General features: G+C 67.3%; 22 protein-coding genes. 12 read left to right on the forward strand and 10 right to left on the reverse strand.

What is annotated here, in order from left to right:
- The 3 genes from Q4F91_RS04850 to panF all read left to right on the forward strand — a co-directional run.
- A partial coding sequence (locus Q4F91_RS04850) for a uracil-DNA glycosylase family protein (protein WP_303335099.1) occupies nucleotides 1-673 on the forward strand: 673 nt, incomplete at its 5' end.
- Between the two features lie 191 nt (nucleotides 674-864).
- Complete coding sequence (locus Q4F91_RS04855) at nucleotides 865-1191, forward strand: DUF997 family protein (protein WP_303335101.1); 327 nt, start codon at nucleotides 865-867, stop codon at nucleotides 1189-1191.
- The gene (panF, locus tag Q4F91_RS04860) at nucleotides 1188-2699 is read left to right on the forward strand and encodes a sodium/pantothenate symporter (protein WP_303335103.1); all 1512 of its coding nucleotides are present in this window, start codon (nucleotides 1188-1190) and stop codon (nucleotides 2697-2699) included. Before Q4F91_RS04855 ends, panF begins: the two co-directional genes overlap by 4 nt.
- A gap of 138 nt (nucleotides 2700-2837) precedes the next feature.
- On the opposite strand, the gene trpA is transcribed toward panF, so the two are convergent.
- From trpA to ansB, 9 genes are all read right to left on the reverse strand, one after another.
- Entirely contained in the window at nucleotides 2838-3662 is an 825-nt protein-coding gene (gene trpA, locus Q4F91_RS04865) for a tryptophan synthase subunit alpha (RefSeq protein ID WP_303335105.1), read from the reverse strand.
- Between the two features lie 34 nt (nucleotides 3663-3696).
- The gene (gene trpB / locus Q4F91_RS04870) at nucleotides 3697-4929 is read right to left on the reverse strand and encodes a tryptophan synthase subunit beta (RefSeq protein ID WP_303335107.1); all 1233 of its coding nucleotides are present in this window, start codon (nucleotides 4927-4929) and stop codon (nucleotides 3697-3699) included.
- Nucleotides 4930-4983: 54 nt separating this feature from the next.
- Nucleotides 4984-6540, reverse strand: a complete 1557-nt coding sequence (gene trpCF, locus Q4F91_RS04875; protein ID WP_303335109.1) for a bifunctional indole-3-glycerol-phosphate synthase TrpC/phosphoribosylanthranilate isomerase TrpF — start codon at nucleotides 6538-6540, stop codon at nucleotides 4984-4986.
- Nucleotides 6541-6542: 2 nt separating this feature from the next.
- Nucleotides 6543-7571: an anthranilate phosphoribosyltransferase gene (trpD, locus tag Q4F91_RS04880; RefSeq protein ID WP_303335111.1), complete on the reverse strand. Its 1029-nt coding sequence runs from the start codon at nucleotides 7569-7571 to the stop codon at nucleotides 6543-6545.
- Between the two features lie 403 nt (nucleotides 7572-7974).
- Entirely contained in the window at nucleotides 7975-8631 is a 657-nt protein-coding gene (locus tag Q4F91_RS04885) for a carbonic anhydrase (RefSeq protein WP_303335113.1), read from the reverse strand.
- Between the two features lie 104 nt (nucleotides 8632-8735).
- Nucleotides 8736-9062: a hypothetical protein gene (locus tag Q4F91_RS04890; RefSeq protein WP_303335115.1), complete on the reverse strand. Its 327-nt coding sequence runs from the start codon at nucleotides 9060-9062 to the stop codon at nucleotides 8736-8738.
- A 59-nt stretch (nucleotides 9063-9121) separates the two neighbouring features.
- Nucleotides 9122-9361 carry a hypothetical protein gene (locus tag Q4F91_RS04895; RefSeq protein WP_303335117.1) on the reverse strand — a complete coding sequence of 80 codons (240 nt, stop codon included), beginning with the start codon at nucleotides 9359-9361 and terminating at the stop codon, nucleotides 9122-9124.
- A gap of 46 nt (nucleotides 9362-9407) precedes the next feature.
- Nucleotides 9408-10271: an ADP-ribosylglycohydrolase family protein gene (locus Q4F91_RS04900; protein ID WP_303335119.1), complete on the reverse strand. Its 864-nt coding sequence runs from the start codon at nucleotides 10269-10271 to the stop codon at nucleotides 9408-9410.
- Between the two features lie 138 nt (nucleotides 10272-10409).
- Nucleotides 10410-11444 carry an L-asparaginase 2 gene (gene ansB / locus Q4F91_RS04905; protein ID WP_303335121.1) on the reverse strand — a complete coding sequence of 345 codons (1035 nt, stop codon included), beginning with the start codon at nucleotides 11442-11444 and terminating at the stop codon, nucleotides 10410-10412.
- A gap of 549 nt (nucleotides 11445-11993) precedes the next feature.
- Here ansB and Q4F91_RS04910 point away from each other — a divergent pair.
- The 8 genes from Q4F91_RS04910 to Q4F91_RS04945 all read left to right on the forward strand — a co-directional run bounded on the left by Q4F91_RS04910 (nucleotide 11994) and on the right by Q4F91_RS04945 (nucleotide 21378).
- On the forward strand, nucleotides 11994-12650 hold the full coding sequence (locus Q4F91_RS04910; protein ID WP_303335123.1) for an NUDIX hydrolase: 657 nt from the start codon (nucleotides 11994-11996) through the stop codon (nucleotides 12648-12650).
- 269 nt (nucleotides 12651-12919) lie between these two features.
- Nucleotides 12920-14248 carry an argininosuccinate synthase gene (argG, locus tag Q4F91_RS04915; RefSeq protein WP_303335125.1) on the forward strand — a complete coding sequence of 443 codons (1329 nt, stop codon included), beginning with the start codon at nucleotides 12920-12922 and terminating at the stop codon, nucleotides 14246-14248.
- Between the two features lie 243 nt (nucleotides 14249-14491).
- Nucleotides 14492-15538 (forward strand): cation diffusion facilitator family transporter, encoded by a 1047-nt coding sequence (locus Q4F91_RS04920; protein ID WP_303335127.1) that lies wholly within the window; start codon nucleotides 14492-14494, stop codon nucleotides 15536-15538.
- A 134-nt stretch (nucleotides 15539-15672) separates the two neighbouring features.
- On the forward strand, nucleotides 15673-16614 hold the full coding sequence (locus Q4F91_RS04925) for an alpha/beta hydrolase (RefSeq protein WP_303335129.1): 942 nt from the start codon (nucleotides 15673-15675) through the stop codon (nucleotides 16612-16614).
- A 91-nt stretch (nucleotides 16615-16705) separates the two neighbouring features.
- Nucleotides 16706-18352, forward strand: coding sequence for a CTP synthase (locus tag Q4F91_RS04930; protein ID WP_303335131.1), 1647 nt, complete (start codon nucleotides 16706-16708; stop codon nucleotides 18350-18352).
- Nucleotides 18353-18449: 97 nt separating this feature from the next.
- Nucleotides 18450-19304, forward strand: coding sequence for a 3-deoxy-8-phosphooctulonate synthase (gene kdsA, locus Q4F91_RS04935; RefSeq protein ID WP_303335133.1), 855 nt, complete (start codon nucleotides 18450-18452; stop codon nucleotides 19302-19304).
- Between the two features lie 96 nt (nucleotides 19305-19400).
- Nucleotides 19401-20684: a phosphopyruvate hydratase gene (gene eno, locus Q4F91_RS04940; RefSeq protein ID WP_303335135.1), complete on the forward strand. Its 1284-nt coding sequence runs from the start codon at nucleotides 19401-19403 to the stop codon at nucleotides 20682-20684.
- Between the two features lie 259 nt (nucleotides 20685-20943).
- The gene (locus tag Q4F91_RS04945; protein ID WP_303335137.1) at nucleotides 20944-21378 is read left to right on the forward strand and encodes a septum formation initiator family protein; all 435 of its coding nucleotides are present in this window, start codon (nucleotides 20944-20946) and stop codon (nucleotides 21376-21378) included.
- 91 nt (nucleotides 21379-21469) lie between these two features.
- On the opposite strand, the gene Q4F91_RS04950 is transcribed toward Q4F91_RS04945, so the two are convergent.
- Nucleotides 21470-22372 (reverse strand): Hsp33 family molecular chaperone HslO, encoded by a 903-nt coding sequence (locus Q4F91_RS04950; RefSeq protein ID WP_303335139.1) that lies wholly within the window; start codon nucleotides 22370-22372, stop codon nucleotides 21470-21472.
- Between the two features lie 134 nt (nucleotides 22373-22506).
- Here Q4F91_RS04950 and Q4F91_RS04955 point away from each other — a divergent pair, with 134 nt between their 5' ends.
- A complete protein-coding gene (locus tag Q4F91_RS04955) occupies nucleotides 22507-23358 on the forward strand; it encodes a PHP domain-containing protein (RefSeq protein WP_303335141.1) in 852 nt (283 codons plus the stop codon).
- Nucleotides 23359-23486 lie beyond the last annotated feature (128 nt).

Here is a 23486-nt window from a genome sequence, read left to right on the forward strand (position 1 = left end):
GAAGCCCGCGCCCGCCGAAGCGCCCGCGCCCGTTATGCCCGAGAGCATGATCGAGGAGATCCGCACCGCGGACTGGGCGAAACTCAAGGAACTCGCGCTCTCCTGCCGCAGCTGCCGGCTCTGCGAGCGCCGCTCGAAGGTCGTCTTCTCCGAGGGCGAACCCGGCCCGAAGCTCGTCATCGTGGGCGAGGCCCCCGGCGCCGAGGAGGACCTGCAGGGCGTTCCCTTCGTCGGGAAGGCCGGCAAGCTCCTCACCGCAATGCTCGAGTCGCTCAACATCACCCGCAGGAAGGACGTCGTGATTCTCAACGTCCTCAAGTGCCGGCCGCCCAACAACCGCGATCCGGAGCCGGGCGAGATCGTCTGCTGCGGGCGCTATCTCAGGCGGCAGCTTGAGATCCTCGCCCCCGAGGTGATCCTCCTCACGGGGCGCTTCTCCGCCCGCACGGTGCTCGGCCTCGAGGAGACGATGAGCATCGGCAGGATGCGCGGCCGCGTGCACGAGGCCCGCGTGGGCGACCGCACCATTCCCGCGGTCGTGACCTATCACCCCTCGTACCTGCTGCGCTCGCCCGGCGAGAAGGCGAAGTCCTGGGAGGATCTGCTTTTGCTCCGTGATGTCATGGAGAAGGCCGGGATCCTGCCGCCGCCGCGCGAGAAGCGCTGGACCTGACCGGGCCGGCGTCACAACGCGACATACCTCCTCATCCGCCTCAAGGCCTATTGAGGCGATTGACGGAACGCTATAGGGTTTGTGCGCGTCCAATAAAAAGCACCCGCGCCGGCGGACTGCTGACTGTGACACGTCTATCCTGCCCGGTCCCGCAGTCATGTACCCGATCAATGATGTTGGAAAAGAGAGAGATGACACTGAGAACGCAGCCCGCGAACAGCGGAGAACCGGCTCCGGCCCCCCGTGAGCGCTATGACGAGGCGCTCCGCATCTGCGGGCGCGAGGCCGCCGCGACCCTTGCCGCGGCCGTGGCCGTGACGGTCTTCTTCTGGGGAACGCTCTGGCTCTTCACGGGAAGTTCCGTTCTCCTTCTCGGGCTTCCGCTCTGGTTCGTGGTCGCCGTGATCGGCGGCTATCTCTTCTCGATCGTCGCCGTGGTGGTGATCGTGAAGCGCTGCTTCCGCCCGGTTGACCTCGAGCGCGTCGCGCGCGACGAAGCGGCAAGGAGGGCGGCATGAGCCAGTACCTGATCTTCCTGCCGCTCGCGGTCTTCTTCCTTGTGCTCGTCGCCACCACGGTCTGGACGGAGCGCATGAGAACCCGGTCGCCGGCGGCTGCGCGCGGCTTCACGGGCGAATACTTCCTCGGCAGCCGCAGCCTCTCGGGGTTCGTGCTCGCGATGACGCTGATCGCGACCTACGGCTCGGTCTCGTCCTTCGTCTCGGGCCCGGGCATCGCCTGGAAGCTCGGTCTCGGCTGGGTGGTCTTCGCCGCCCCGCAGATCATCGCGGGCTTCCTCGTGCTCGGGCTCCTGGGCAAGAAGATGGCGATCGTCTCGCGCGCCACTGGGGCGCTCACCGTCACGGGGCTTCTTGAGGTCCGCTTCGGGAGCCGCCTCCTCACGGTGCTCCTCTCGGTCGCGCTCCTCCTCTTCTTCTGCGCCATGATGACCGGGCAGTTCATCGGCGGCGCGGCGATCTTCGCCGAGGCCGCGGACATCTCGCCCGCGACGGGTCTCGTGCTCTTCGGTCTTCTCACCGTGGGCTACACCGCCTTCGGCGGCTTCCGTGCGGTGGCCTGGACCGACACGGTCTGCGCGATCCTGATGCTCGCGGGCATGTTCATGCTCGGGGGCGCCATCCTCTCCGAGGCGGGCGGCCTCACCGCGGCGATGGAGCGCGCGGCGGCCGCCGGTCTCTCGGACCCGGCCGCGGATCTCTCGACGAGCACGATGCTCTCGCCCAACGCCGCCGGGGCGCTCCCCTGGACGCTCCTCTTCTCCGCGTGGATTCTCGTGGGCTTCGGCACCGCGGGCCTGCCGCAGTCGGCCGTGCGCTGCATGAGCTACCGCGAGAGCTCGGACCTCCACCGCGCGATGATCGTGAGCACGGTGGTCTGCGGCGCACTGATGGTGGGCCTCACCACGATCGGCGTGCTCGCGCGCGGCCTTCCCGCGCTCGATCTCGGCGGCGCATCGACGGACCATCTCGTGCCGCGCCTCATCACCGAGTACCTCTCGCCCGTCGAGGCGGGCATCACGCTGATCGGGCCGCTCGCGGCCACGATGTCGACGGTGAGCTCTCTTCTCATCGCCGCCTCCTCGGCGGTCGTGAAGGACCTGCTCCTCACGGTGCGCCCGGATCTCGAGGGGCACAACCGCACGCTCGTCCTCGTCTCGAGAGGCGTGACGCTCGTGCTGGGCCTCGTCTCCATGGCCTTCGCGCTCGATCCGATCGATCTCATCGCCTGGATCAACATGGGCGCCTTCGGCGGTCTCGAGCTCGCGTTCCTGCTGCCGCTCGCGGGCGGTCTCTACTGGCGCCGCGCCACCGCCGCGGGGTGCCTCGCCTCGATTATCGGGGGCTTCGCTGTCTACGCCTGGGTGCTTTTCGGCAAGCCCGACATCGCGGGCTTCCACGCGATCGTGCCGGCCTTCGCCGCCGCCGCGGTGCTCTTCGTCGCGGTGAGCCTCATGACGAAGCCGACCGAGGAGAGCCGCCTCTCCTGGTTCTTCCCCATGAAGTGACCGCCTCACCCGAGGCCGCATAAAGCGAAAGCGGAGCGTTCCCGGACAGAACAGCTCCGCTTCCTTTTCTCCAGGGCCTCCCGGCGGCGTCAGATCCCCCTGAACGCCCGCCGGACTGCCCGGATTCTGTCTGCGGCCTTACGGACGGGTGGCCGCCTTCATCTCGGCGATGAACGCCGTGAGCTCGGCGAGCATCTTCGGCTTGTCGTTGAGGTTCGCGGCAACGATCTTCGTCACCGCGGAACCCGCGATCGCGCCGCTCGCGCCCGAGGCGATGGCCGCGCGGACCTGCTCGGGGCGGGAGATGCCGAAGCCGAGAAGGGTCGGGGCGGAATTGCTCGCCTTGAGGAGCTCGATCTCGCGGATCGAGGGCATCTCGGCCGCGCGGTCCGTGCCGGTGATGCCGACGCGGGAGAGGAGGTAGACGTACCCCTTCGAGCGCTTCGCGACGGCGTCGATGATCTCGGGCGAGGAGTTGGGCGGCACGATGGCAATGAGCTTGATGCCGGCCTTCTCGGCCTCGCCGTCCCACTCGGGCTCGAGCTCGCGCATGGAGATCGGCACGTCGGGGATGAGCACGGCGTCGACGCCGGCCTCGGCCGCGGCGCGGAAGAAGTTTCCGAGGCCGCGGGCGATCGTGAGGTTCACGTAGAGCATCAGGCTGATCGGGAGATCGGGATGACGCTCGCGGATGCCCTTCACGATGGCGAAGCACTTGGCGGTGGTGGAGCCGGCGGCGAGCGCGCGCTGGGCGGAGAGCTCGATCACCGGGCCGTCGGCGCAGGGATCCGAGAACGGGATGCCGAGCTCGAGCGCGTCGGCGCCGCCGGCGATGATCGCCTCGAGCACGTCGGCCGAGGTCTCCGGATCCGGGTCGCAGAGGTTCATGAAGGGAACGAAGGCGCCCTCGTTGCGGGCGGCGAGGCGCTCAAAGAGCGCGGCAAAGCGGTCAGGCTGAGTCATTTTTGTTTCCTGTTTGTTCGTGCTCTTGAGTTTGTCAGGCGAGGAGCTGCTCGGCGGCGTCCTGCACGAGGCGGCCGTCATTGAAGAGGCCTTCCTCCTCGAGGCGCTTGCTCACTTGGAAGATGTCCTTGTCGCCGCGGCCCGAGAGGCTGACGACGAACTTCTGCTCGCGGTCCGGGTTCTCGCGGGCGAGGCGCAGCGCCGCGGCGAGCGCGTGCGCGCTCTCGAGCGCCGGGATGATGCCTTCCTTGCGGGAGAGCTCGATGAAGGCGGCCAGAGCCTCGCGGTCGGTGGCGCTCACGTACTCGGCGCGGCCGATCTCCTGGAGGTAGGCGTGCTCGGGGCCGACCGACGGGAAGTCAAGGCCCGCGGAGATCGAGAACGACTCCTCGATCTGACCGTCCTCGGTCTGCATGTTGTAGGAGCGGGCGCCGAAGAAGATGCCGGGCGTGCCCTTCTCGAGCGTCGCGCCGTGGTCCGGGGTGTTGAGGCCGCGGCCCGCGGGCTCGACGCCGATCAACTTGACGTCCTTGAAGGGGATGAAGTCCGTGAAGATGCCGATGGCGTTCGAGCCGCCGCCCACGCAGGCGATGACGGCGTCGGGCAGTCCGCCCTCGAACTCGTCGAACTGGCGGCGGGCCTCCTCGCCGATCACCTTCTGGAACTCGCGGACGATCGTGGGGAAGGGGTGCGGACCGGCGGCCGTGCCGATCATGTAGTGCGTGTCGTGGAAGCTGCCGGCCCAGTCGCGCAGGGCCGCGTTGCAGGCTTCCTTGAGCGTTCCGCGGCCCGTCGGGACCGGGATCACCTCGGCGCCCATGAGCTCCATGCGGAAGACGTTCGGACGCTGGCGGTCAACGTCCTTGGCGCCCATGTAGACGGCGCACTTGAAGCCGAGGAGCGCGCAGGCGAGGGCCGTGGCGACGCCGTGCTGGCCGGCGCCCGTCTCGGCGATGATGCGGGTCTTGCCCATGCGGCGGGCGAGAAGCGCCTGGCCGAGCACCTGGTTGGTCTTGTGCGCGCCGCCGTGCATCAGGTCCTCGCGCTTGAGGTAGATCGTCGTCTTCGTGCCGGCCGTGAGGTTGCGGCACTTCGTGAGCGGCGTCGGACGGCCGCCGTAGTTGACGAGGAGCTCGTTCAACTCACGCTGGAACTCCGGGTCATTGCGGGAGTCAATGAAGGCCTGCTCGAGCTGGTCGAGCACGGGGATCAGAACCTCGGGGACGAACTGACCGCCGAAGCGGCCGAAATAAGGATTGAGCTTCATGATGTGAGTGTTCCGTCGAAATTAAAGTCAGTCAGGAAATTCTGTCAGTGTTTCTCAGGCGATGCCGCGCATGGCGGCGAAGGCGCGCTCAAGCTTCTCCGCGGACTTGACGCCCGGCGCCGTCTCGACGCCGGAGTTGAAGTCGAGGCCCGGGGCGCCGGCCCTGACGGCGGCGAGGGCGTTCTCCGGGGAGATGCCGCCCGCGACGATGACACGCGGGATGCCGCGGAAGGCCGCGAGAAGCGAGAAATCAAAGGTCTTTCCGGTGCCGCCTGAGCCCTGGGCGCCCGAGTTGTCGAGCACCGCGCGGTCGATGACGCCGGCGGTGAGGAGCGCCGAGACGCGGTGCGCGAGCTTCGCCGCGGCCTTCTTGTCCATCCCGCCCATGCCGAAGGCCGGGGAGAGCACCGCGCCGGGGAACTCCGTGTGAAGGCGGATGAGCTCCTGGTCGGTGAGCTCGCCGTGCGTCTGGATCGCCTCCGGGGCGACGGCTTCGATCGTTTCCTTGAGCGGGGCCGCCTCGTGGGCGTCGATGACGACGGCGATGTCGACGGGGAGCCCCTCGGCCGCGCAGGCGGAGCGGATCTCACGGGCGAGCGCCGGGGCGGCCTCGGGCGCGACGCGGCGCTTGCTGCGCGCGGCGAGGATGATGCCGACGGTCACGGCGCCCGCGCGGGCGGCGGCGATGGCGTCCCCGGGGCGGGTGATGCCGCAGCACTTCGAGTGCCCGAAGAGGAGCTCGCGGGCGCCTTTCGACAAGTTCGGCGACTCGGAGAGTGCGGAGCCGCAGAGGAAGGCGCGGATGCGGGGCGCGGATTCGCGCGCCGCGGCGATCTCGGCGAAGGTGCGGTAGCCCGACTCGGCGACGGCGACGACGCCTTCGGGGAGCAGGGCCGACAAGCGCGGCGCACGGGTGATGTCCACCTCAAGCGTGCGGAGGTTGCGGTTGTTGATGCCGATCACGCGGGCGCCGAGCTCGACCGCCTCATGGAGCTCGGGCTCGGTCGAGGCCTCGGTGAGGGTCTCAAGCCCTAGTTCCGCTGCAAAGGCGGCGAGCTGCCGGTAGCCCTCGGTCGAGAGCACCGAGAGCATGAGGAGCGCGGCGTCGGCGCCGGCGCGGTAGGCGGCGAGGAGCTGGCGGTCGCTCACGATGAAGTCCTTCGCGAGGAGGGGCTTCGAGGTGAGGGCGCGCAGGTCCGCGAGGCGCTCAAACGATCCGCCGAAGAACTGCGGCTCGGTGAGGCACGAGATCGCGTCGGCGTAGCGGCCGTAGACGCGGGCGTAGTCGGCGAGGTCGATCTCGGCGCGCATGAGGCCGCGCGAGGGCGAGGCCGCCTTGACCTCGAGGATCACGCGGCGGCCGGGCGCGGCGATCGCGGTCTCGAAGGGGCGGACGCCGCGGTCGGGAATGTTCTGGAAGCGGCGCGCGCGCTCGGCGCGGGCCGCTTCAATCGCCTCCGGCGTCACCGCGGGGAGCGTCGCCGCGCGGGCGAGCGAGCTCTCGACGATCGGGGCGAGCACCGTGCCGTCAATCGACTCGGGGCGCAGAAGCGGGTTCGAGCGGATGGCGTCGGAGACGGCGGCGGGCGCGGGACGGGAGAAGCGGGTCATGATCAGGCGGCCTCCTGGGCACGGGCGAAGGCGCGGTGCGCCTCGAGGGTCTTGAGACCGGCGCCCGACTGCATCAGCTCGCGGGCGAGCGCGACGGCGTCGGGGAGCGTGGCGGCCTTGCCGCCCGCGAGAAGCAGCACAGCGAGGTTGGCGCGGATGAAGTCCTGCTGCGCCGGGGTGCCCTTGCCCGAGAGAAGGGCGAGCGTGATCTCGGCGTTGTCCTCGGGGTCGCCGCCTTGGAGGTCCTCGATCGCACGGAGTTCAGTGACGCCGAAGTCGGCGGGCGTGAAGGTGAGCGGGCGGATCGAGCCGTCGGCGGCGAGCTCGACTGCGGCGGTGTCGCCGTGGACGGCGACCTCATCCATGCCGGCGCCGTGAACGACGAAGCCGCGCTTGACGCCGAGCTCCTTCAGGGTCTTCGCGACCGTCGTGAGGAGGGCCGGGTCGTAGACGCCGATGAGGGCGAAGTCGGGGTGAGCCGGGTTCGTGAGCGGCCCGAGGATGTTGAAGATCGTGCGGGTCTTGAGGCTCGCGCGCACCGGGCCCGCGAAGCGCATGGCCGGGTGGTAGAGCTGCGCGAAGCAGAAGCAGAAGCCCGTGTCGGCGAGGAGCTTCGCGCTCTGCTCCGGCGTCGGGCGGATGTTGACGCCGAGCGCGGTGAGCACGTCCGAGGCGCCGCTCTTCGAGGAGACGCCGCGGTTGCCGTGCTTGGCGATGTGCAGTCCCCCCGCGGCGGCGATCATCGAAGTGGTCGTCGAGACGTTGATCGTCTGCAGGCCGTCGCCGCCCGTGCCGACGATCTCGCCGATCTCAAAGCCCGCGGGACGGGGGAAGGGCGTGGCCGCCTTCACCATGGCGCGCGCGGCGCCCTCGATCTCCTCGGGCGTCTCGCCCTTGATCTTGAGCGCGGTGAGGAGCGCGGAGAGCTGGACCGGGTCGAGGGAGCCCTCGAAAACGGCCGTGAAGATGCGCTCGGACTCGGCGGCGGAAAGGTTCTTGCCCTGGTAGAGAGATTCGAAGAGGGACTGCATGGTGTACTCCGGAAAATTTGGAAAGGACTGAAAAGGGAAGGGTTTGAAGGTTTGTCTGGGTTTCAGTCCGCGGTTTCCGGTGGGTACGTCTGTCAGTGCATTAAAAAAGCCCGCCGGAGCTGTCCGCGGGCTTTTCTCTGCTTTTCGAAGGCTGTGCGTCTGAAAGACTTTCAGATCTGCTGCGCACGCCCGTGAGGCACCCGCTCGTTTGAGAGGCGCCACCACCAATATGCCGTCAGGGCGATGTGTGCGTGCTGCATGACTGAAAAACGCTTGAAAGCTTCTTTAAACAGAAAAGGAAACTTGAGGTACGGGGGAATCCCCGGCCGTGGGGCATATCTTCCGCTCGCCCGGGGGCATCCGTCAATAGGCAAAAGCGCCTAGGCGGCGCTTCCGCCGCAGCTCAGGGCCGGGCGGCGCCGTGCGGGGCGTTGATCGGTTCGAAGTCCTCGAGCTCGGCGTTCCAGATGTTGAGGGTCTTGCCCTTCATGTCGTAATAGAGGGCGTGGAGCGAGAGGGTGCCGGCCTTCACACGCTCCTCGACCCAGGGGTAGGAGAGGAGGTTCTCGATCGAGAGGAGCACCGAGCCCTCCTCGGAGCGGCGGACGCGGGACTCGAGCGGCTCGTCGGGCTCCTCCTCGACGAGTTCGTCAATCACCGGGCGGGCGATCGAGACCCAGCGCGAGATCCACTTCTCGTCCTCGATCTTCTCGGGGAAGAGCAGTCCGTGGATGCCGCCGCAGTTCGAGTGCCCCATGACGATCACGTGCTCGACGGCGAGGTGCTTGACGCCGTACTCGACCGCAGCGATCACGGCGTCGGGGTCCCCGGCCTCGGCCTCTCCCGGCACGATCGCCGCGATCGAGCGCACGACGAAGAGGTCGCCCGGGCGGCAGCCCATCAGGATCGCCGGGTCGGCGCGCGAGTCGCAGCAGGCGATCACGAGGGTCTTCGGGCTTTGCCCGTGGGCGAGGCGGTCGAAGAAGGCGTGCTCGGCGAGCAGGTACTCCTCGCGGAAGTTGTGAAAGCCCTCGATGAGTTCGTGGAAGTTGGCGGACATGGTGTTCTCCCGTCTCAATGTTCTTCTGTTTCCGAGGGCGGAGATTATGCGCCGCCGTGCGATCTCCCGGCGGCCGGGCGCCCGATGACGGGCGGGCTGAATGATCAATGATTGAACTTGCCGGCCTTGTAGAGGCGGTTCCAGTCGCGCACGGTCGACTGCGTGACGTTGAGAAGGAGGCTCGCGCGCTTGTAGCCGCAGCCCAAGTCAAAGATCTGCCGCGCCTTGTGCTTCACATCCTCCGGCAGAGGCTTCCTGCCGCCGTCCGGCGTGCAGGGCTTCTCGGCGGGCGGGTCGGAGAAGAGCGAGGGCTCGGAGGCGCAGCGCACGAGCTCGTCCTCGGTGAAGAGCCGCGGCTCGTCGGAGCGGATCTTCTCCTCGCCGAGAACGGCGAAGATCTTCGCGCTGTCAATCGCTTTCATCGTGCCCATAGGCGGCTCTCGAAGGGAAAGGTTCTGCGGGCCCGCCGGGGCCCGCGGGCGTCCGGGGATCAGTGCTCAAGGATCCGCACGTCGCGGATGGCGTCGAGCCGCCAGTGCGTGAGGGTCTTCGTGCGCAGATCGTACCCTTCGATCGTGCCCTCGAGCGGGCTGATGTCGGTCACCTTGAGCGCGTGGGCGGCGCCGTCGGCGGTCTCGAAGGCGACGATCACGCCGGGTGCGTCCCAGGCGTCCACATTGCGGCGCGCACGCACCGCCTCCTCAATGGTCCGGGCCAGTTCGGGGTTCATTTATTCGGTCCTTCGGGTGGTGATTTTTATAGTTGGTCTCTGACCGTCAATTATGACGCGGCCGCCGCCCCGGGAACGCGGCCTCGAAGGCGAGAATGACGGACTTCATCCGGTCGGGGAGCCGGGCGAGGATGTTTACGCGGAGCTCGTCCGGGACGCCCCAGGCGGCCTCGGCCACCGAGCCCGCGATGGCGGCAATCGTGTCGCAGTCGCCGCCCGTCGCGACCGCGCGCCGCACGGTCTCCTCGTAGGAATTGCTCGCCAGCGCGATCGCCACGGCGAGCGGCACCGTTCCCCGGCAGGTGACGTCAAAGGGGATAGGGGGCTCGAGCGCCCCGAGGTGGGGAAGGGCTTCGAGGCCGGGCCAGAGGATCTCCCACTCGGCCGCGATCGACGCCTTCGACGTGGTGCCGCGCCCGAGGTCCATGAAGCGGCGGATCGCCCAGACGGTCGCCTGCGCGCCGAGGATGCCCTCGGGGTGGTTGTGGGTGGGCAGTGCCGAGCGCTCGGCGAGGTCGAGCGCCTCCTCGAGGCTCTCCGCGGCCCAGGCGCAGGCGGAGCACCGCATCGCCGAGCCGTTCCCGAGGCTCCCGTAGGCGGGGGCGTCAGGCGTCATCGCCCACCTGAGGAACCGGCCGCCGAAACCGGAGCGCGCCTTTCCCTTCCAGTCCGTGAGCGCCCAGTCGCGCAGCTTTCCCGTGATGACCGACGAGAACCAGTCGGCCATGACGGAGCCGTCCTGCGTGCGCGAGTCAAGGAGCGCGTCGGCCACGGCGCAGGTGAGGATCGAGTCATCGGTGGGCGTCGCGTCCGCGGGGAAGAACTTGAGCTCGTCCGGGGAGCCCCGGAAGTTCGCGAACTCGTAGACGCTCCCGAGGGTGTCGCCGATCACGGCGCCGAGAAGAGACATGGCGGATTCCTTCTGATGGCTGGTGGAGAACCTGGAAAGGAAAAGCATAGCGCCCGCCCCGCCGTGAGGGCGGACCGGGCGCTGAGAGCCTGCTGTCAGACCGCGTGCGGACCGGGGAGCCGCGCGCAGTCACTCAAATCAATACTGGTCGAAGTACTTCTGGACTTCCTTCCAGTCGGCGGTCTTCGTGAGCGTGAGCTGCAGGAGCACGCGGGCCTTCTGCGGATTGAGCGTCTGCGAGGCGACCCAGTGCATCTTCAGGTCGTCGACCTCGGCGTCCTTCGTGGTGGAGCCGGTCGGGACGCGCGAGGAGCGCACGACCACGATGCCGTCGAGGGCGGCCTTCTCGAGGACCGGCCAGACGGCCTTGTGGACGTTGCCGTTGCCGACGCCCGCGGAAACGATGCCCTTGTAGCCGGCCTTGACGAGCGCCTCGGCCTGGTGGCCCTCGACGCCCGCGTGGTTGTAGACGATGCCGACCTTCGGGAGCTCGTTCAAGTTCGTCACGTCAAAGGGAGCGGGGAGCTGCGCGCGCAGGCCCACGGCCTCGTAGGTGACCTTGTCGTTGATGATCGTGCCGACCTTGCCGAAGTTCATCGCCTGGAAGGTCTCGGGCTGCGTGGTGCTCGACTTGTAGACGTCGCGCGCGCCGATCACGACGCTGTTCATGGCGACGACGACGCCCTGCTCGGCGGTCTTCGGATCAGCGGCGGTGATCACGGCCTGGTAGAGGTTCCTCGGGCCGTCGGCGGAGAGGCCGGTCGAGGGAAGCATGGCGCCAACCATCACGACGGGCTTCTTGCAGCGGTTCGTGAGCTGGAGGAAGTAGGCGGTCTCCTCCATCGTGTCGGTGCCGTGCGTGATCACGAAGCCGTCGTACTTCGAGCAGTCGGCGTTGATCGACTTGGCGAGCTTGAGCCAGACCTCGTCGGACATGTCCTGGGAGCCGATCTGGGCGACCTGGATCGGGGTGACGTTCGCGATGTTGGCGATCTGCGGCACGGCGGCGACCAGGTGGTTGACCGAGACCTGGCCCGAGGTGTAGGCCGAGCCCGTGGCGGTGGCGCCGGCGCCGGCGATCGTGCCGCCCGTGGCGAGGACGGCGATGTTCGGGAGCGCAAAGGCGGCCGACGAGGCGGCGGCGATGGCGGCGACGATGAGTGTCTTCTTCATGATGGATTGCTCCTTCCGTGAGCGGGGTGGTGAGCCCCGCGGTGTGGCAGTTGTCGCGGGTCCGGCGTTTTGTGGTCCTGCTGCCGGATCCCGTGTGTCCGGAGGCCCCGGGGGAAGGAAAGTCCGTGAGTGGTCCCGCGGCGGTTTTGGTCAAGGGAAGTCCGCCGCGCTCCCGGAAATTTCTTCGCCCTGGGGCGTGTCCGGTATTTCCGCGTCATTTCAGCGCGGATTGGCGGAGTATAGGTATAAGTTTCGATTAAGGATAGGTACTTTCTCCTAGGGATTTTCCTGATGACTTTTCCCGCCGATTGTGGCTGGACCGGGAGGCGGAATGCCCCGGCTGTTCTGCGGAAGGAACGGAAAAGACTCTTAACTGGGATGACACAATCCTGTCACACGGCTCCCGTAGAATGCGGAGCAGTCGGCGGGCTGCGAAGCCTGGGGAGTGCTTCGCCGGGAGGTTCGCCGACTTTTCTTTTTCATGATTTTCAGAGCGCTTCTCTGAGAACAGTCCGTCCCCTCCTCGTCCGAAGGAGATCGAGAGCCGCGATGCCCGCCATTCAGTTTCACCCGCAGCCCGACGAGAACGGCTCGCCCGTTCCGGTCTTCACGCCCACGCCGGCCACCTCGGCCGAGACGTGGCTTGAGCCCACGCTCTCCGCGACCTGCTCGGTGACGGAGCGCCCGGTGCTGCCCCGGAGTCTGAACGGCATCGACTTCACCGAGGAGCATCTCGGCGAAGATGACTGGAAGCATCTGATGAAGCAGTACCGCCGCTGGAAGGACGCGCCCACGCCCGTGATCGCGAAGCGCCGCACGAGCGGGCTCGTGATCGTCGAGCCTGACGGCCGCTACTGGATCGTCCATCCCACGAACCAGTTCGGCGGAGCGTCGGCGACGTTCCCCAAGGGCAGGCTCGAGCCCGGTCTCTCGCTGCTCGTCAACGGCGTGAAGGAGGCCTGGGAGGAGAGCGGCATTCTCGCCGAGCCCCTCGAGTACCTCTGCGACGTCGACCGCACGAAGACCGTGACGCGCTACTACATCGCGCGGCGGCTCGCGGGCAGCCCCGCCTTCGCGGGCTGGGAGAGCCAGGCCGTGAGCCTCGTGCCCGCCTGGGAACTGCTCAAGTTCTTCAACCGCCCGAACGACCAGAAGATCCTCCCCTACCTCGCCGCCTGGCAGCTCAGGCACCGCAGCGCCGCCTGAGGTCCTTCTCGAGAGACCGCCAGCTGAAATCCGCACCGTGGGTTTATGTAAACCGCGGTGTTTTCGCTTGATTTCCGGGCATTTGTCGACAAAAACCCAACATTCGCTCAAAGGGAATACGGTATTCTCCCTATGCCCTTTGCGACCTCCCAAAAAAGCCCGCCGCGGCGTGAGGGAGAGCGCAAAACCGGCCCGGGGCGGCCGATAATGTCAGACGGCTCCCCGTCCGCGGGAGCTTCTCGAACAGAATTTACGGGTTAGAACAAGACATGTCTCAAACGATTCTTCAAAGCGTTCCGGTTGGCGAAAAGGTCGGCATTGCCTTCTCGGGCGGCCTCGACACGAGCTGCGCTCTCCGCTGGATGAAGACCAAGGGTGCGCTTCCCTATGCCTACACGGCCAACCTCGCGCAGCCGGATGAGTCGGACTACGAGGCGATCCCCCGCCGCGCCATGGAGTACGGCGCTGAGAAGGCCCGCCTGGTCGACTGCCGCGCGCAGCTCGTTCACGAAGGCCTCGCCGCGATTCAGGCCGGCGCCTTCCACATCTCCACGGGCGGCCAGCTCTACTTCAACACCACCCCGCTCGGCCGCGCCGTGACGGGCACGATGCTCGTCGCCGCGATGCGCGAGGACGGCGTCAACATCTGGGGCGACGGCTCGACCTACAAGGGCAACGACATCGAGCGCTTCTACCGCTATGGTCTCCTTGCCAATCCGAACCTCAAGATCTACAAGCCCTGGCTTGACGTCACCTTCATCCGCGAGCTCGGCGGCCGCGCCGAGATGTCCGCGTTCCTGCAGAAGGAAGGCTTCAACTACCGCATGAGCGCCGAGAAGGCCTACTCGACCGACTCGAACATGCTCGGCGCCACGCATGAGGCGAAGAACCTCGAGCACCTCGAGACGAGCATGAAGATCGTCGAGCCGATCATGGGCGTTCCGTTCTGGCGCGCCGACTGCAAGATCGAGCCCGAAATCGTCAAGGTCGCCTTCAAGGACGGCGTCCCCGTCGAGATCAACGGCGAGAAGTTCTCCGACCCGGTCGCCCTGATGATGGAAGCGAACCGCATCGGCGGCCGCCACGGCCTCGGCATGTCCGACCAGATCGAGAACCGCATCATCGAGGCCAAGAGCCGCGGCATCTACGAAGCCCCGGGCATGGCGCTCCTCTTCATCTGCTACGAGCGTCTCGTCACCGGCATCCACAACGAGGACACGATCGAGCAGTACCGCACCAACGGCATCCGCCTCGGCCGCTACCTCTACCAGGGCCGCTGGTTCGACAGCCAGGCGATCATGCTCCGCGAGACCGCCATGCGCTGGGTCGCCTCCGCCATCACGGGCGAGGTCACCCTCGAGCTCCGCCGCGGCAACGACTACACGATCCTCAACACCGTCTCGCCGAACCTCACGTACGAGCCCAGCCGCCTCACGATGGAGAAGGGCGACTCGATGTTCACGGCCGAGGACCGCATCGGCCAGCTCACGATGCGCAACCTCGACATCGTCGACACGCGCGCCAAGCTCGGCATCTACGCCAAGGAAGGCCTGCTCCAGAAGAGCGACATGGCCCCGCTCCTCGGTCAGGACAAGTGAGAATTATTCCTTTTCCCTGAGGAAACAAAGAGTTACGATTAATTCGTGACGCTCTCGCCCGACGGGAATAGAATAGTCAGGTCAAAAGAAACCGCTCCGCATCCGGTAACTCGGATTCGGAGCGGTTTCCATATGGGCGTAGGAATCGCAGAGCAATTCTCATTTCGAGGCCCGGCACTGGCGCCGCAAATCTCTTTCACTCCACTTCTCAGGCGGAGCGGCGCAGCCCGGAAGGAAATGACCATGGCTGAAATCACTGCCTCCGCCGCCTCGGCGGCGAACGTCCCCTCGGAAAAGCCCGAGGAATTCTTCTCCCACGGCGCGGGCGACAGCGCGCGCTCGCATGCATCCGACGCGACGCGCCTCTCCGTCCTCGGCTTCGCCGTGGCGCTCACGCTCGGCTTCTCCGCGATCGAATTGGTCGGCGGCTGGTTCTCCAACTCGCTCGCCCTGATCGGCGACGCGGGCCACATGCTCACCGACTCGATGAGCCTCTTCTTCGCGCTCATCGCGAACCGCATTGCCCTGAAGGGCGCCGACCGCGTGCACAGCTTCGGCCACGGCCGCGTCGAGGTGGTGGCCGCCTTTGTGAACGGCCTCGTCATGCTCGGCGTCGTCCTCTGGCTCTTCGTCGAGGCGTTCGGCCGCATCCGCGAGCCGGCGGAGGTCGCGGGCTTCAACGTGATGGCGATTGCGCTCACCGGCCTCGTCATCAACGTGGGCGTCGCCTGGTCGCTCTCGCGTGACCGCAAGAACGTCAACACCCGTGCGGCGCTGCTGCACGTCATGGGCGACCTCATGGGGTCCGTGGCGGCGATCATCGCGGGCGCCGTGATCTGGATGGGCGGCCCGGCGATCGTGGATCCGCTCCTCTCGATGTTCGTGGGCGCGCTGCTGCTCCACGCGACCTGGACCATCCTGCGCGACTCCGTGAGGATTCTGCTTGACGGCACGCCCGAGAACACCGACTACGACGCGGTGGGCATCTACATCCGCTCGGTTCCCGACGTGCTCGAGGTCCATGACCTCCATGTCTGGACGATCTCCCCGGGCCACGACGCCGTGCAGTGCCACGTCGAGATCTCGTCGCACGAGTGCTGGCCGCGGATCCTGCACCAGATCCGCGAGGGCATCAAGGGACGCTTCGGCATCGATCACGTGACCGTCCAGCCCGAGTGGACCTGCGACTGCCCGTGCTGCCGCGACCTTGAGAACCTCCCCGGCGCGACGCCCGTGAACGCCGGCGACGCTCCCGCCGCGCCCGCTCAGGATCCCGCGAAGGCGGCCTGAAAAAAGGAATTTCTCCCGCGCTCCGGACCCCTCCGGCACGGGAAATCCCTGCATAGGGAAGGGGCGGAAATACCTCCCGCGGGTGAGATAATCTGATTCGGTCGAAAATCAGAATCACTCACCCCCGGGGTTCAATGCTTTCTCGAATATTCCTCCTCGCCGCGCTTGCGCTCGGAATGGCCTCAGCGGGCCTTCCCGTGAGCGCCGCTCCGGCGTCGCCCGCCGTGCTCTCCTCGCCCACGGCCGCGCCGCTTCTGATGGGTGAGATTCATCCGCTCCGCTCGGGACTTCTCGCCGAGGACCGGGAATACTGGCTGAGGCTGCCGGCCTCCTTCGCCGCGCATGACATGCCCGCCGAGGTGACGGTGCTCTACATCCTCGACGCGGAGAAGCTCTTCCCCACGGCCGCTGCCGCGGCGGCATTCTTCGAGAGCTCACGGCTCTCCTCGCTCGGTCCCACGGTGGTCGTGGGCGTCGTGAGCGGCGACCGCACGAAGGACTTCACGCCCGGCACCTCCAACGCCCGCCGCGACGGCACGGTCGACGAGCAGGCGAAGCCCGTCGGGGGCGGCGCCGAGTCGTTCTTCCACTTTCTCACGACGGAGTTGAGGAGCGCCGCCGAGGGCCACATCCCGCAGCAGGCGCGCGTCGTGCGCCGCATCCTCGTCGGCCACTCCTACGCCGGACTCTTCACGGTCCACTCGCTCCTCTGGCACCCCAACGCCTTCGACGCCTACGCGGCGATCGACCCGAGCCTCTGGTGGGACCGCGGGGCGGTGGCGAACCGCGCCGCGCGCGCGGGCGCCCGCACGGCGAAGGCACCCTTCCCGCGGATCTACGTCGCCTTCGCGACGGCGCCGAGGGCCGAGAACGCCTATCACCTCTCTCGCGCGGCGCTCTTCCGTGACGAGGCCGTGCCGCTCCTCGAGCAGCAGGGCATCCATGTCTACATGAAGGACTTCCCTCAGGAGGTCCACGGCAGCGTCGCGCCCCCGGCGATCTTTGACGCTCTGAAGACCCTCTTCCCCGCGGAGCTCCCGAAGGCTGCCGCGGCTCCCGCGCCCGCGGGCGGCTGAGCGGCACACGGCGCGGGGCGCAAGCGGCCGCCTCGCTTGCCGCTTATAATCTGCGGTTTGTTCATATCCCCGTTCTCCTTCTCAGGAAATCATGACCAAGTATGTATTTGTCACCGGCGGCGTTGTGTCCTCTCTCGGCAAGGGCATCGCCGCCGCTTCGCTTGCGGCCATTCTCGAATCGCGCGGTCTGAAGGTCACGATGATCAAGCTCGATCCCTACATCAACGTGGATCCGGGCACGATGTCCCCCTTCCAGCACGGCGAGGTCTTCGTGACGGAGGACGGTGCGGAAACGGACCTTGACCTCGGTCATTACGAGCGCTTCATCTCGACGAAGATGCACAAGCCCAACAACTTCACGTCGGGCCAGATCTACGAGAGCGTCCTGAAGAAGGAGCGCCGCGGCGAGTACCTCGGCAAGACCGTTCAGGTGATCCCGCACATCACCAACGAGATCCAGGAGTTCATCGCGCGCGGCGCCGCCTCCACCTGGGACGGCAAGCCCGACGTCTGCGTCGTCGAGATCGGCGGCACGGTGGGCGACATCGAGTCGCTGCCCTTCGTCGAGGCCGTCCGTCAGATGTCCTTCCGCGTGGGCCGCAACAACACCTGCTTCATTCACCTGACGCTCTGCCCGTGGATCCCGTCCGCCGGCGAGCTCAAGACGAAGCCGACGCAGCACTCCGTGCAGAAGCTGCGCGAAGAGGGCGTCTACCCGGACATCCTGCTCTGCCGCGCCGAGCGCATGGTTCCCGAGGGCGAGCGCGCCAAGATCTCGCTCTTCTCGAACATCCCGATGGACAGCGTGATCAGCGTCGCCGACGCCTCGACGATCTACGAGGTCCCGCTGATGCTCCACGCGCAGCACCTTGACGACATCGTCTGCCAGAAGCTCGGTCTCGAGACCCCGCCGGCGGACCTCTCGGCCTGGCGCAACATCGTCGAGCGCCTCAACAACCCGAAGCACCACGTCACGATCGGCATGGTGGGCAAGTACGTCGACTACGCCGACAGCTACAAGTCCCTGAACGAGGCGCTCACCCACGCCGGCATCCACACCGAGACGAAGGTCAACGTCAAGCTCATCGACTCGACCGAGATCGAGCAGAAGGGCACCGACATGCTCGAGGGGCTCGATGCCATCCTCGTCCCGGGCGGCTTCGGCAAGCGCGGCACCGAGGGCATGGTGCGCGCGATCGAGTACGCCCGCGTCAACAAGATCCCCTTCCTCGGCATCTGCCTCGGCATGCAGTGCGCCGTCATTGAGTTCGCCCGCCACGTCTGCGGCCTCGGCGGCGCCAACTCCACCGAGCTCGATCCTGACACGCCGCATCCGGTCGTGGCCCTTCTCACCGAGTGGCGCGACCGCGCGGGCAACGTGCAGCACCGCTCCGAGAGCTCGGACTTGGGCGGCACGATGCGCCTCGGCCGTCAGGAAGTGCCGGTCACCCCGGGCACGCTCGGTCACCGCATCTACGGCGACGTCGTCGCCGAGCGCCATCGTCACCGCTACGAGGTGAACAACTCCTACGTCGCTCAGTTCGAGGAGAAGGGCATGGTCATCTGCGCCAAGACCCCGGGCGAGCACCTCCCCGAGATGATGGAGCTCCCGAACCATCCGTTCTTCTTCGCCGTGCAGTTCCATCCGGAGTTCACCTCGAACCCGCGCTTCGGCCATCCGCTCTTCAAGGCCTACATCGAGGCCGCCGTGAAGCACGCCGAGGAGAAGGGCGAGTAACCGCTCCACTTCGCACCTCCCGGGTCTCCTCGAAACGGACGGGGACCCGGGGCGCGCCCCGGACTCTTCCCAATTTCACCACCAGGAGGCCCGAGTCTTGCAGCTCTGTGGATTTGAAGTCGGCAACCGCCGCCCGTTCTTTTTGATCGCCGGTCCCTGCGTTCTCGAGGGCGAGGCGATGGCCGTCGACATCGCCGGCCGGATGAAGGAGATCACCGGGAAGCTCGGCATCCCCTACATCTTCAAGGCCAGCTACGACAAGGCCAACCGCACCTCGGGGAAGAGCTTCCGCGGCCCCAGCATGGACGAGGGCCTGAGGATCCTCGAGAAGGTCCGCGAGACCGTGGGCGTGCCCGTCCTCACCGACGTGCACACCGCCGAGGAGGTTCCCGCAGTCGCCGCGGCCGTCGACGTGCTGCAGACGCCCGCCTTCCTCTGCCGCCAGACCGACTTCATCGTCGCCTGCGCGCAGTCGGGCAAACCGGTGAACATCAAGAAGGGCCAGTTCCTCGCGCCCGGCGACATGGTGAACGTGATCGCCAAGGCGCGCGCAGCCGCCGAGGAGGCCGGTCTCGACACCGACCGCTTCATGTGCTGCGAGCGCGGCGCGAGCTTCGGCTACGGCAACCTCGTCTCCGACATGCGAGGCCTCGCCATCATGCGCCAGACGGGCGCGCCCGTCGTCATGGACGCCACGCACTCCGTGCAGCTCCCGGGCGGCAACGGCACCTCGTCGGGCGGCCAGCGCCAGTTCGTTCCCGTGCTCGCGCGCGCCGCGTGCGCCGTGGGCGTCGCGGGCTTCTTCATGGAGACGCACCCCGAGCCCGCCCGCGCGCTCTCCGACGGCCCGAACCTCGTGCCGCTCGCGCGCATGCCCGAGCTCCTCGAGCAGCTCGTTGAGATCGACCGCGTCGTGAAGGCCCGTCCGTTCCTTGAGGACGACTTCGCCTGACGAACCCGTTTACACTCAACCCCAGATTTTTCTCCTCCGCGTCCGGCTCTCCTGCAGCCGGCCGCGGATCTCACATCCCATTCCAGAGGAATACCCATGAGCGCCATTATCGATGTCATCGGCCGCGAGATTCTTGACAGCCGCGGCAATCCGACCGTTGAAGCCGAGGTCTGGCTTGAGAGCGGCTGCGTCGCCACCGCCGCCGTGCCCTCGGGCGCCTCGACCGGCATCCGCGAGGCGATCGAGCTCCGCGACGGTGACAAGAGCCGCTACCTCGGCAAGGGCGTCACCAAGGCCGTCGCCAACGTCTCCGGCGAAATCGCCGACGCCATCATCGGCCTCGAGGCCTCGGACCAGGAGTTCATCGACCGCCTGATGATCGACCTCGACGGCACGGAGAACAAGAGCCGCCTCGGCGCCAACGCGCTCCTCGCCGTCTCGATGGCGGTGGCCCGCGCGGCCGCCCAGGAGACGGGCCTTCCGCTCTACCGCTACTTCGGCGGCACGGGCGCCGTCACGCTCCCCGTCCCGATGATGAACGTCATCAACGGCGGCGCGCACGCGAACAACAACCTCGACCTGCAGGAGTTCATGATCGTCCCGGTGGGCGCCGAGAGCTTCCGCGAGGCCCTTCGCTGCGGCGCAGAGACCTTCCACGCTCTGAAGAAGCTCGTCAACGCCCGCGGCCTCTCGACGGCCGTCGGTGACGAGGGCGGCTTCGCCCCGGTGATCGGCTCGCACCAGGAGGCCCTCGACCTCATCCTCGACGCCATTTCGGCCGCCGGCTACGAGCCGGGCCGCGACGTCTGCCTCGCTCTTGACTGCGCCTCGTCCGAGTTCTACGAGGACGGCCGCTATCTCCTGAAGAAGTCCACGGGCGAGGCGCTCACCGCCGAGGACTGGATCGGCGTCCTCACCGACTGGTGCAACCGCTACCCGATCGTCTCGATCGAGGACGGCATGGCCGAGAACGACTGGGAAGGCTGGGGCAAGCTCACCGCCGCGCTCGGCAAGCGCATCCAGTTGGTCGGCGACGACCTCTTCGTCACGAACCCGAAGATCCTCCGCGAGGGCATCGAGAAGGGCATCGCCAACTCGATCCTCGTCAAGGTGAACCAGATCGGCACGCTCTCGGAGACCTTCGAGGCCGTGAACATGGCCAAGTCCAACGCCTACACCGCCGTCATCTCGCACCGCTCGGGCGAGACCGAGGACAGCACGATCGCCGACATCGCCGTCGGCCTCAACGCCGGCCAGATCAAGACCGGTTCGATGAGCCGCTCCGACCGCATGGCGAAGTACAACCAGCTGCTGCGCATCGAGGAGCACCTCGAGGGCGTCGCCGTCTATCCGGGCCGCCGCGCCTTCCGCGCGCTCTGATAGGTCGCTGACCTCAGGTCCGGGGCTCTCCGGACTTGCCTGAGCATCAGGCCTCCGCTTATGGAAGCAATTCCTGCGGAGGCCTTTAATTTGCCTGCGTGAACGGTGCCGACGGCGAACCGATCTGACGGCCCTCACGCCGCGCCGGTGAAGAATCCCTATAAAATTCACTCCCGTCACTCGCCCGTCTATCCTCTCCCTCAGAAGCCGGCGGCTCCTTTCCCCCGAAGCCTCTGAGGTCCGTCGCATTCCGCCTCGAATGGTCCGCTTCTTTCTCTTCGTGCTCTTTCTCGGCTGCTGCTTCGCGCAGTATCAGCTGTGGGCCGGCCGTGCGAGCTGGGACCGCGTGCGGGAGCTCGAGAACGCCGTGCGCATGCAGCGCGCGGACAACGAGGAGCTGAGGCGCGGCAACGAGGCGCTCGCCGCCGAGTACGCCTCGCTCGCCTCGAACCAGGACGCGATCGAGGAGATCGCCCGGTACGAGCTCAACATGATCAAGCCCGACGAGGTGCTCTTCCGCATCGAAACGGCCGAGGAGGCCGCGAGAAAGCAGGGTGCCGTCGAGGCGATGCCGAATGTGGACGCCCCGGAGATCCGCGCGGGCGCGAAACCCACGTTCGCGCCGCGGCGCTCCGACCTCTACCATGCGCCGAAGGACCAGCGCGCCCCGAAGGCCCGCGACCGACGCGAGTGATCTCAGCTCAGCAAAGCGAAAAACGGCGCATCTCCCTCAAGGAAGTGCGCCGTTGACGTCTGTGGTGCAGGGAAGCCTGATCAGGCCTCGATCAGGCCTCGTGCGGGCCCGCGGCGTTCGCGAAGAGCGCCTTCACGTCGAGGCCGTCGTAGTGCTTGGAGCGCCCGCAGAAGCTGCAGCGGATGTCGATGCCGCCCTGTTCCTTGACGATCTCCTCGGCCTCGGGGGCGCCGAGCGAGCGGATGATGTTGTCGAAGCGCTCCGACGAGCACGTGCAGGCGAACTTCGGCGCGGTCTCGAGCGTCACGAGGGGCGCCTCCTCCCAGAAGAGACGGCGGTTGATCTCGGCGGGCTCGAGCGTGAGGAGCTCGGCGCTCTTCACCGTGTCGGCGAACATCTTCACGCGCTGCCAGCCCTCGGGATCGTAGTTCTCGGGGAGCTTTCCGCCCTCGCCCGGGAGCTTCTGGAGGAGGATCCCGCCCGCGGCGCTCTCGTCGGCAGCCAGCGCGAGCTTCGTCTCGACCTGCTCGGAGCGGATGAAGTACGCCTCGAGCGCCTCGGCGAAGGTCTTGCCTTCGAGCGCGACGATGCCCTGGTACGGCGCCTCGTCGACGGGGCGGTTGGCGCGGTCAAGGATGAAGGCGCAGCGGCCGCGGCCGGTGGCATTGACGAGCGTGGCGAGATCAGCGTTGGGGTCGAGGTTCTCCGCGGCACCCTCGCGCAGATCGATCATCACGCGGAAGAGGAAGCCCGGGCGGACCTCGGCGAGCGCACGGCGCACGGCGCCGTCGCCCTCGATCTGGATCGCGACGGTGCCGTCGAACTGCAGCGCGCCCGCGGAGAGGAGCGCCGCGCAGGCGAGCTCTCCGGCGAAGCGCCGTGCGGCGACGGGGAGCTCCTGCGCGTCAATGGCGGCCTTGAGCTCGGCGCCGAGGGTGACGGTCTCACCGCGCACGTTCGCGCGCTGGAAAAGAAGCTTCTGGAGTGCATCCATGATCGTGTGTTGTCCTTCAGGGAATGTTTTTATGCCCAAAGGTGCGATTCTAGCGACTGCCGGGAGCGGCTAAACTCAACTTCCGCAACTTTGCTCATCATTCCGTAACCGTCTCCCTCAGGTTTCCTCCCGCCATGTCCATCGATCTGCACATGCATTCCAATTTCTCCGACGGCGCGCTTCCGCCCGAGGATCTCGTGGCGATCTGTGCGCGGAACGGCGTGAAGCTCATGAGCCTCACGGATCACGACACGATGGCGGGCGCGAAGTCCTGCCGCGCTGCCGCCGAGGCCGCCGGCATCGCCTTCATCCCCGGGATCGAGATCTCCTCGCAGTTCGCGGGAACGGGCATTCACGTGGTGGGGCTCGGCATCGACCCGGAGAGCGACGGTCTCACGAAGTTTCTCTCCGGCACCGCCGGGAAGCGCCTGAAACGCGGCGAGGAGATGGACCGCAAGCTCGCCGCCTGCGGCATCCACGGGGCGCTCGAGGGCGCGCTCGGCTTCGCCGACCATGCGACCTCGCTCTCGAGGACGCACTTCGCGCTCTGGCTCCTCGAGTCCGGCCACGTGAAGACCTATCAGGAGGCCTTCGACAAGTACCTGAAGCCGGGGCGCCCCGCCTACGCGCGCGTCGAGTGGCCGACCGTCGCCGAGAGCGTGCGCTTCATCGTCTCCGAGGGCGGCACGGCCGTGCTCGCGCACCCCGGGCGCTATGAATTCTCCGCGGACTGGATGCGCGACGCGCTGCTTGACGACTTCCAGAAGGCGGGCGGGCTCGCGATCGAGGTGACCTCGGGCTCGCAGAGCCGCGTCTCCGACATCGTCTTCGCCGAGAAGGCCCGCGAGCGCGGATTCCTCGCGAGCACGGGCTCGGACTGGCACTCGGAGCGCTCGCCGCGCCCGAGCCCCGGCATGCAGCCGACGATTCCGAAGGACCTGACGCCCGTCTGGACGCGCTTCGGCTTCCCTGCCGACTTCTGTTGAGGACGCGCTCAGCCGACACATGCGAAAAGCCCGCCGGACCGGAATCCTGGCGGGCTTCATTTTTTTCGCTTCCCGCGCCTCGTCCGGAACGACTCGGTCGAGGCACGGGAGGAAAGTGCTTTCCTGCG

Source organism: Sutterella sp. (assembly GCF_030539355.1).
In the GTDB taxonomy this organism is placed as follows: Bacteria; Pseudomonadota; Gammaproteobacteria; order Burkholderiales; family Burkholderiaceae_F; genus Sutterella.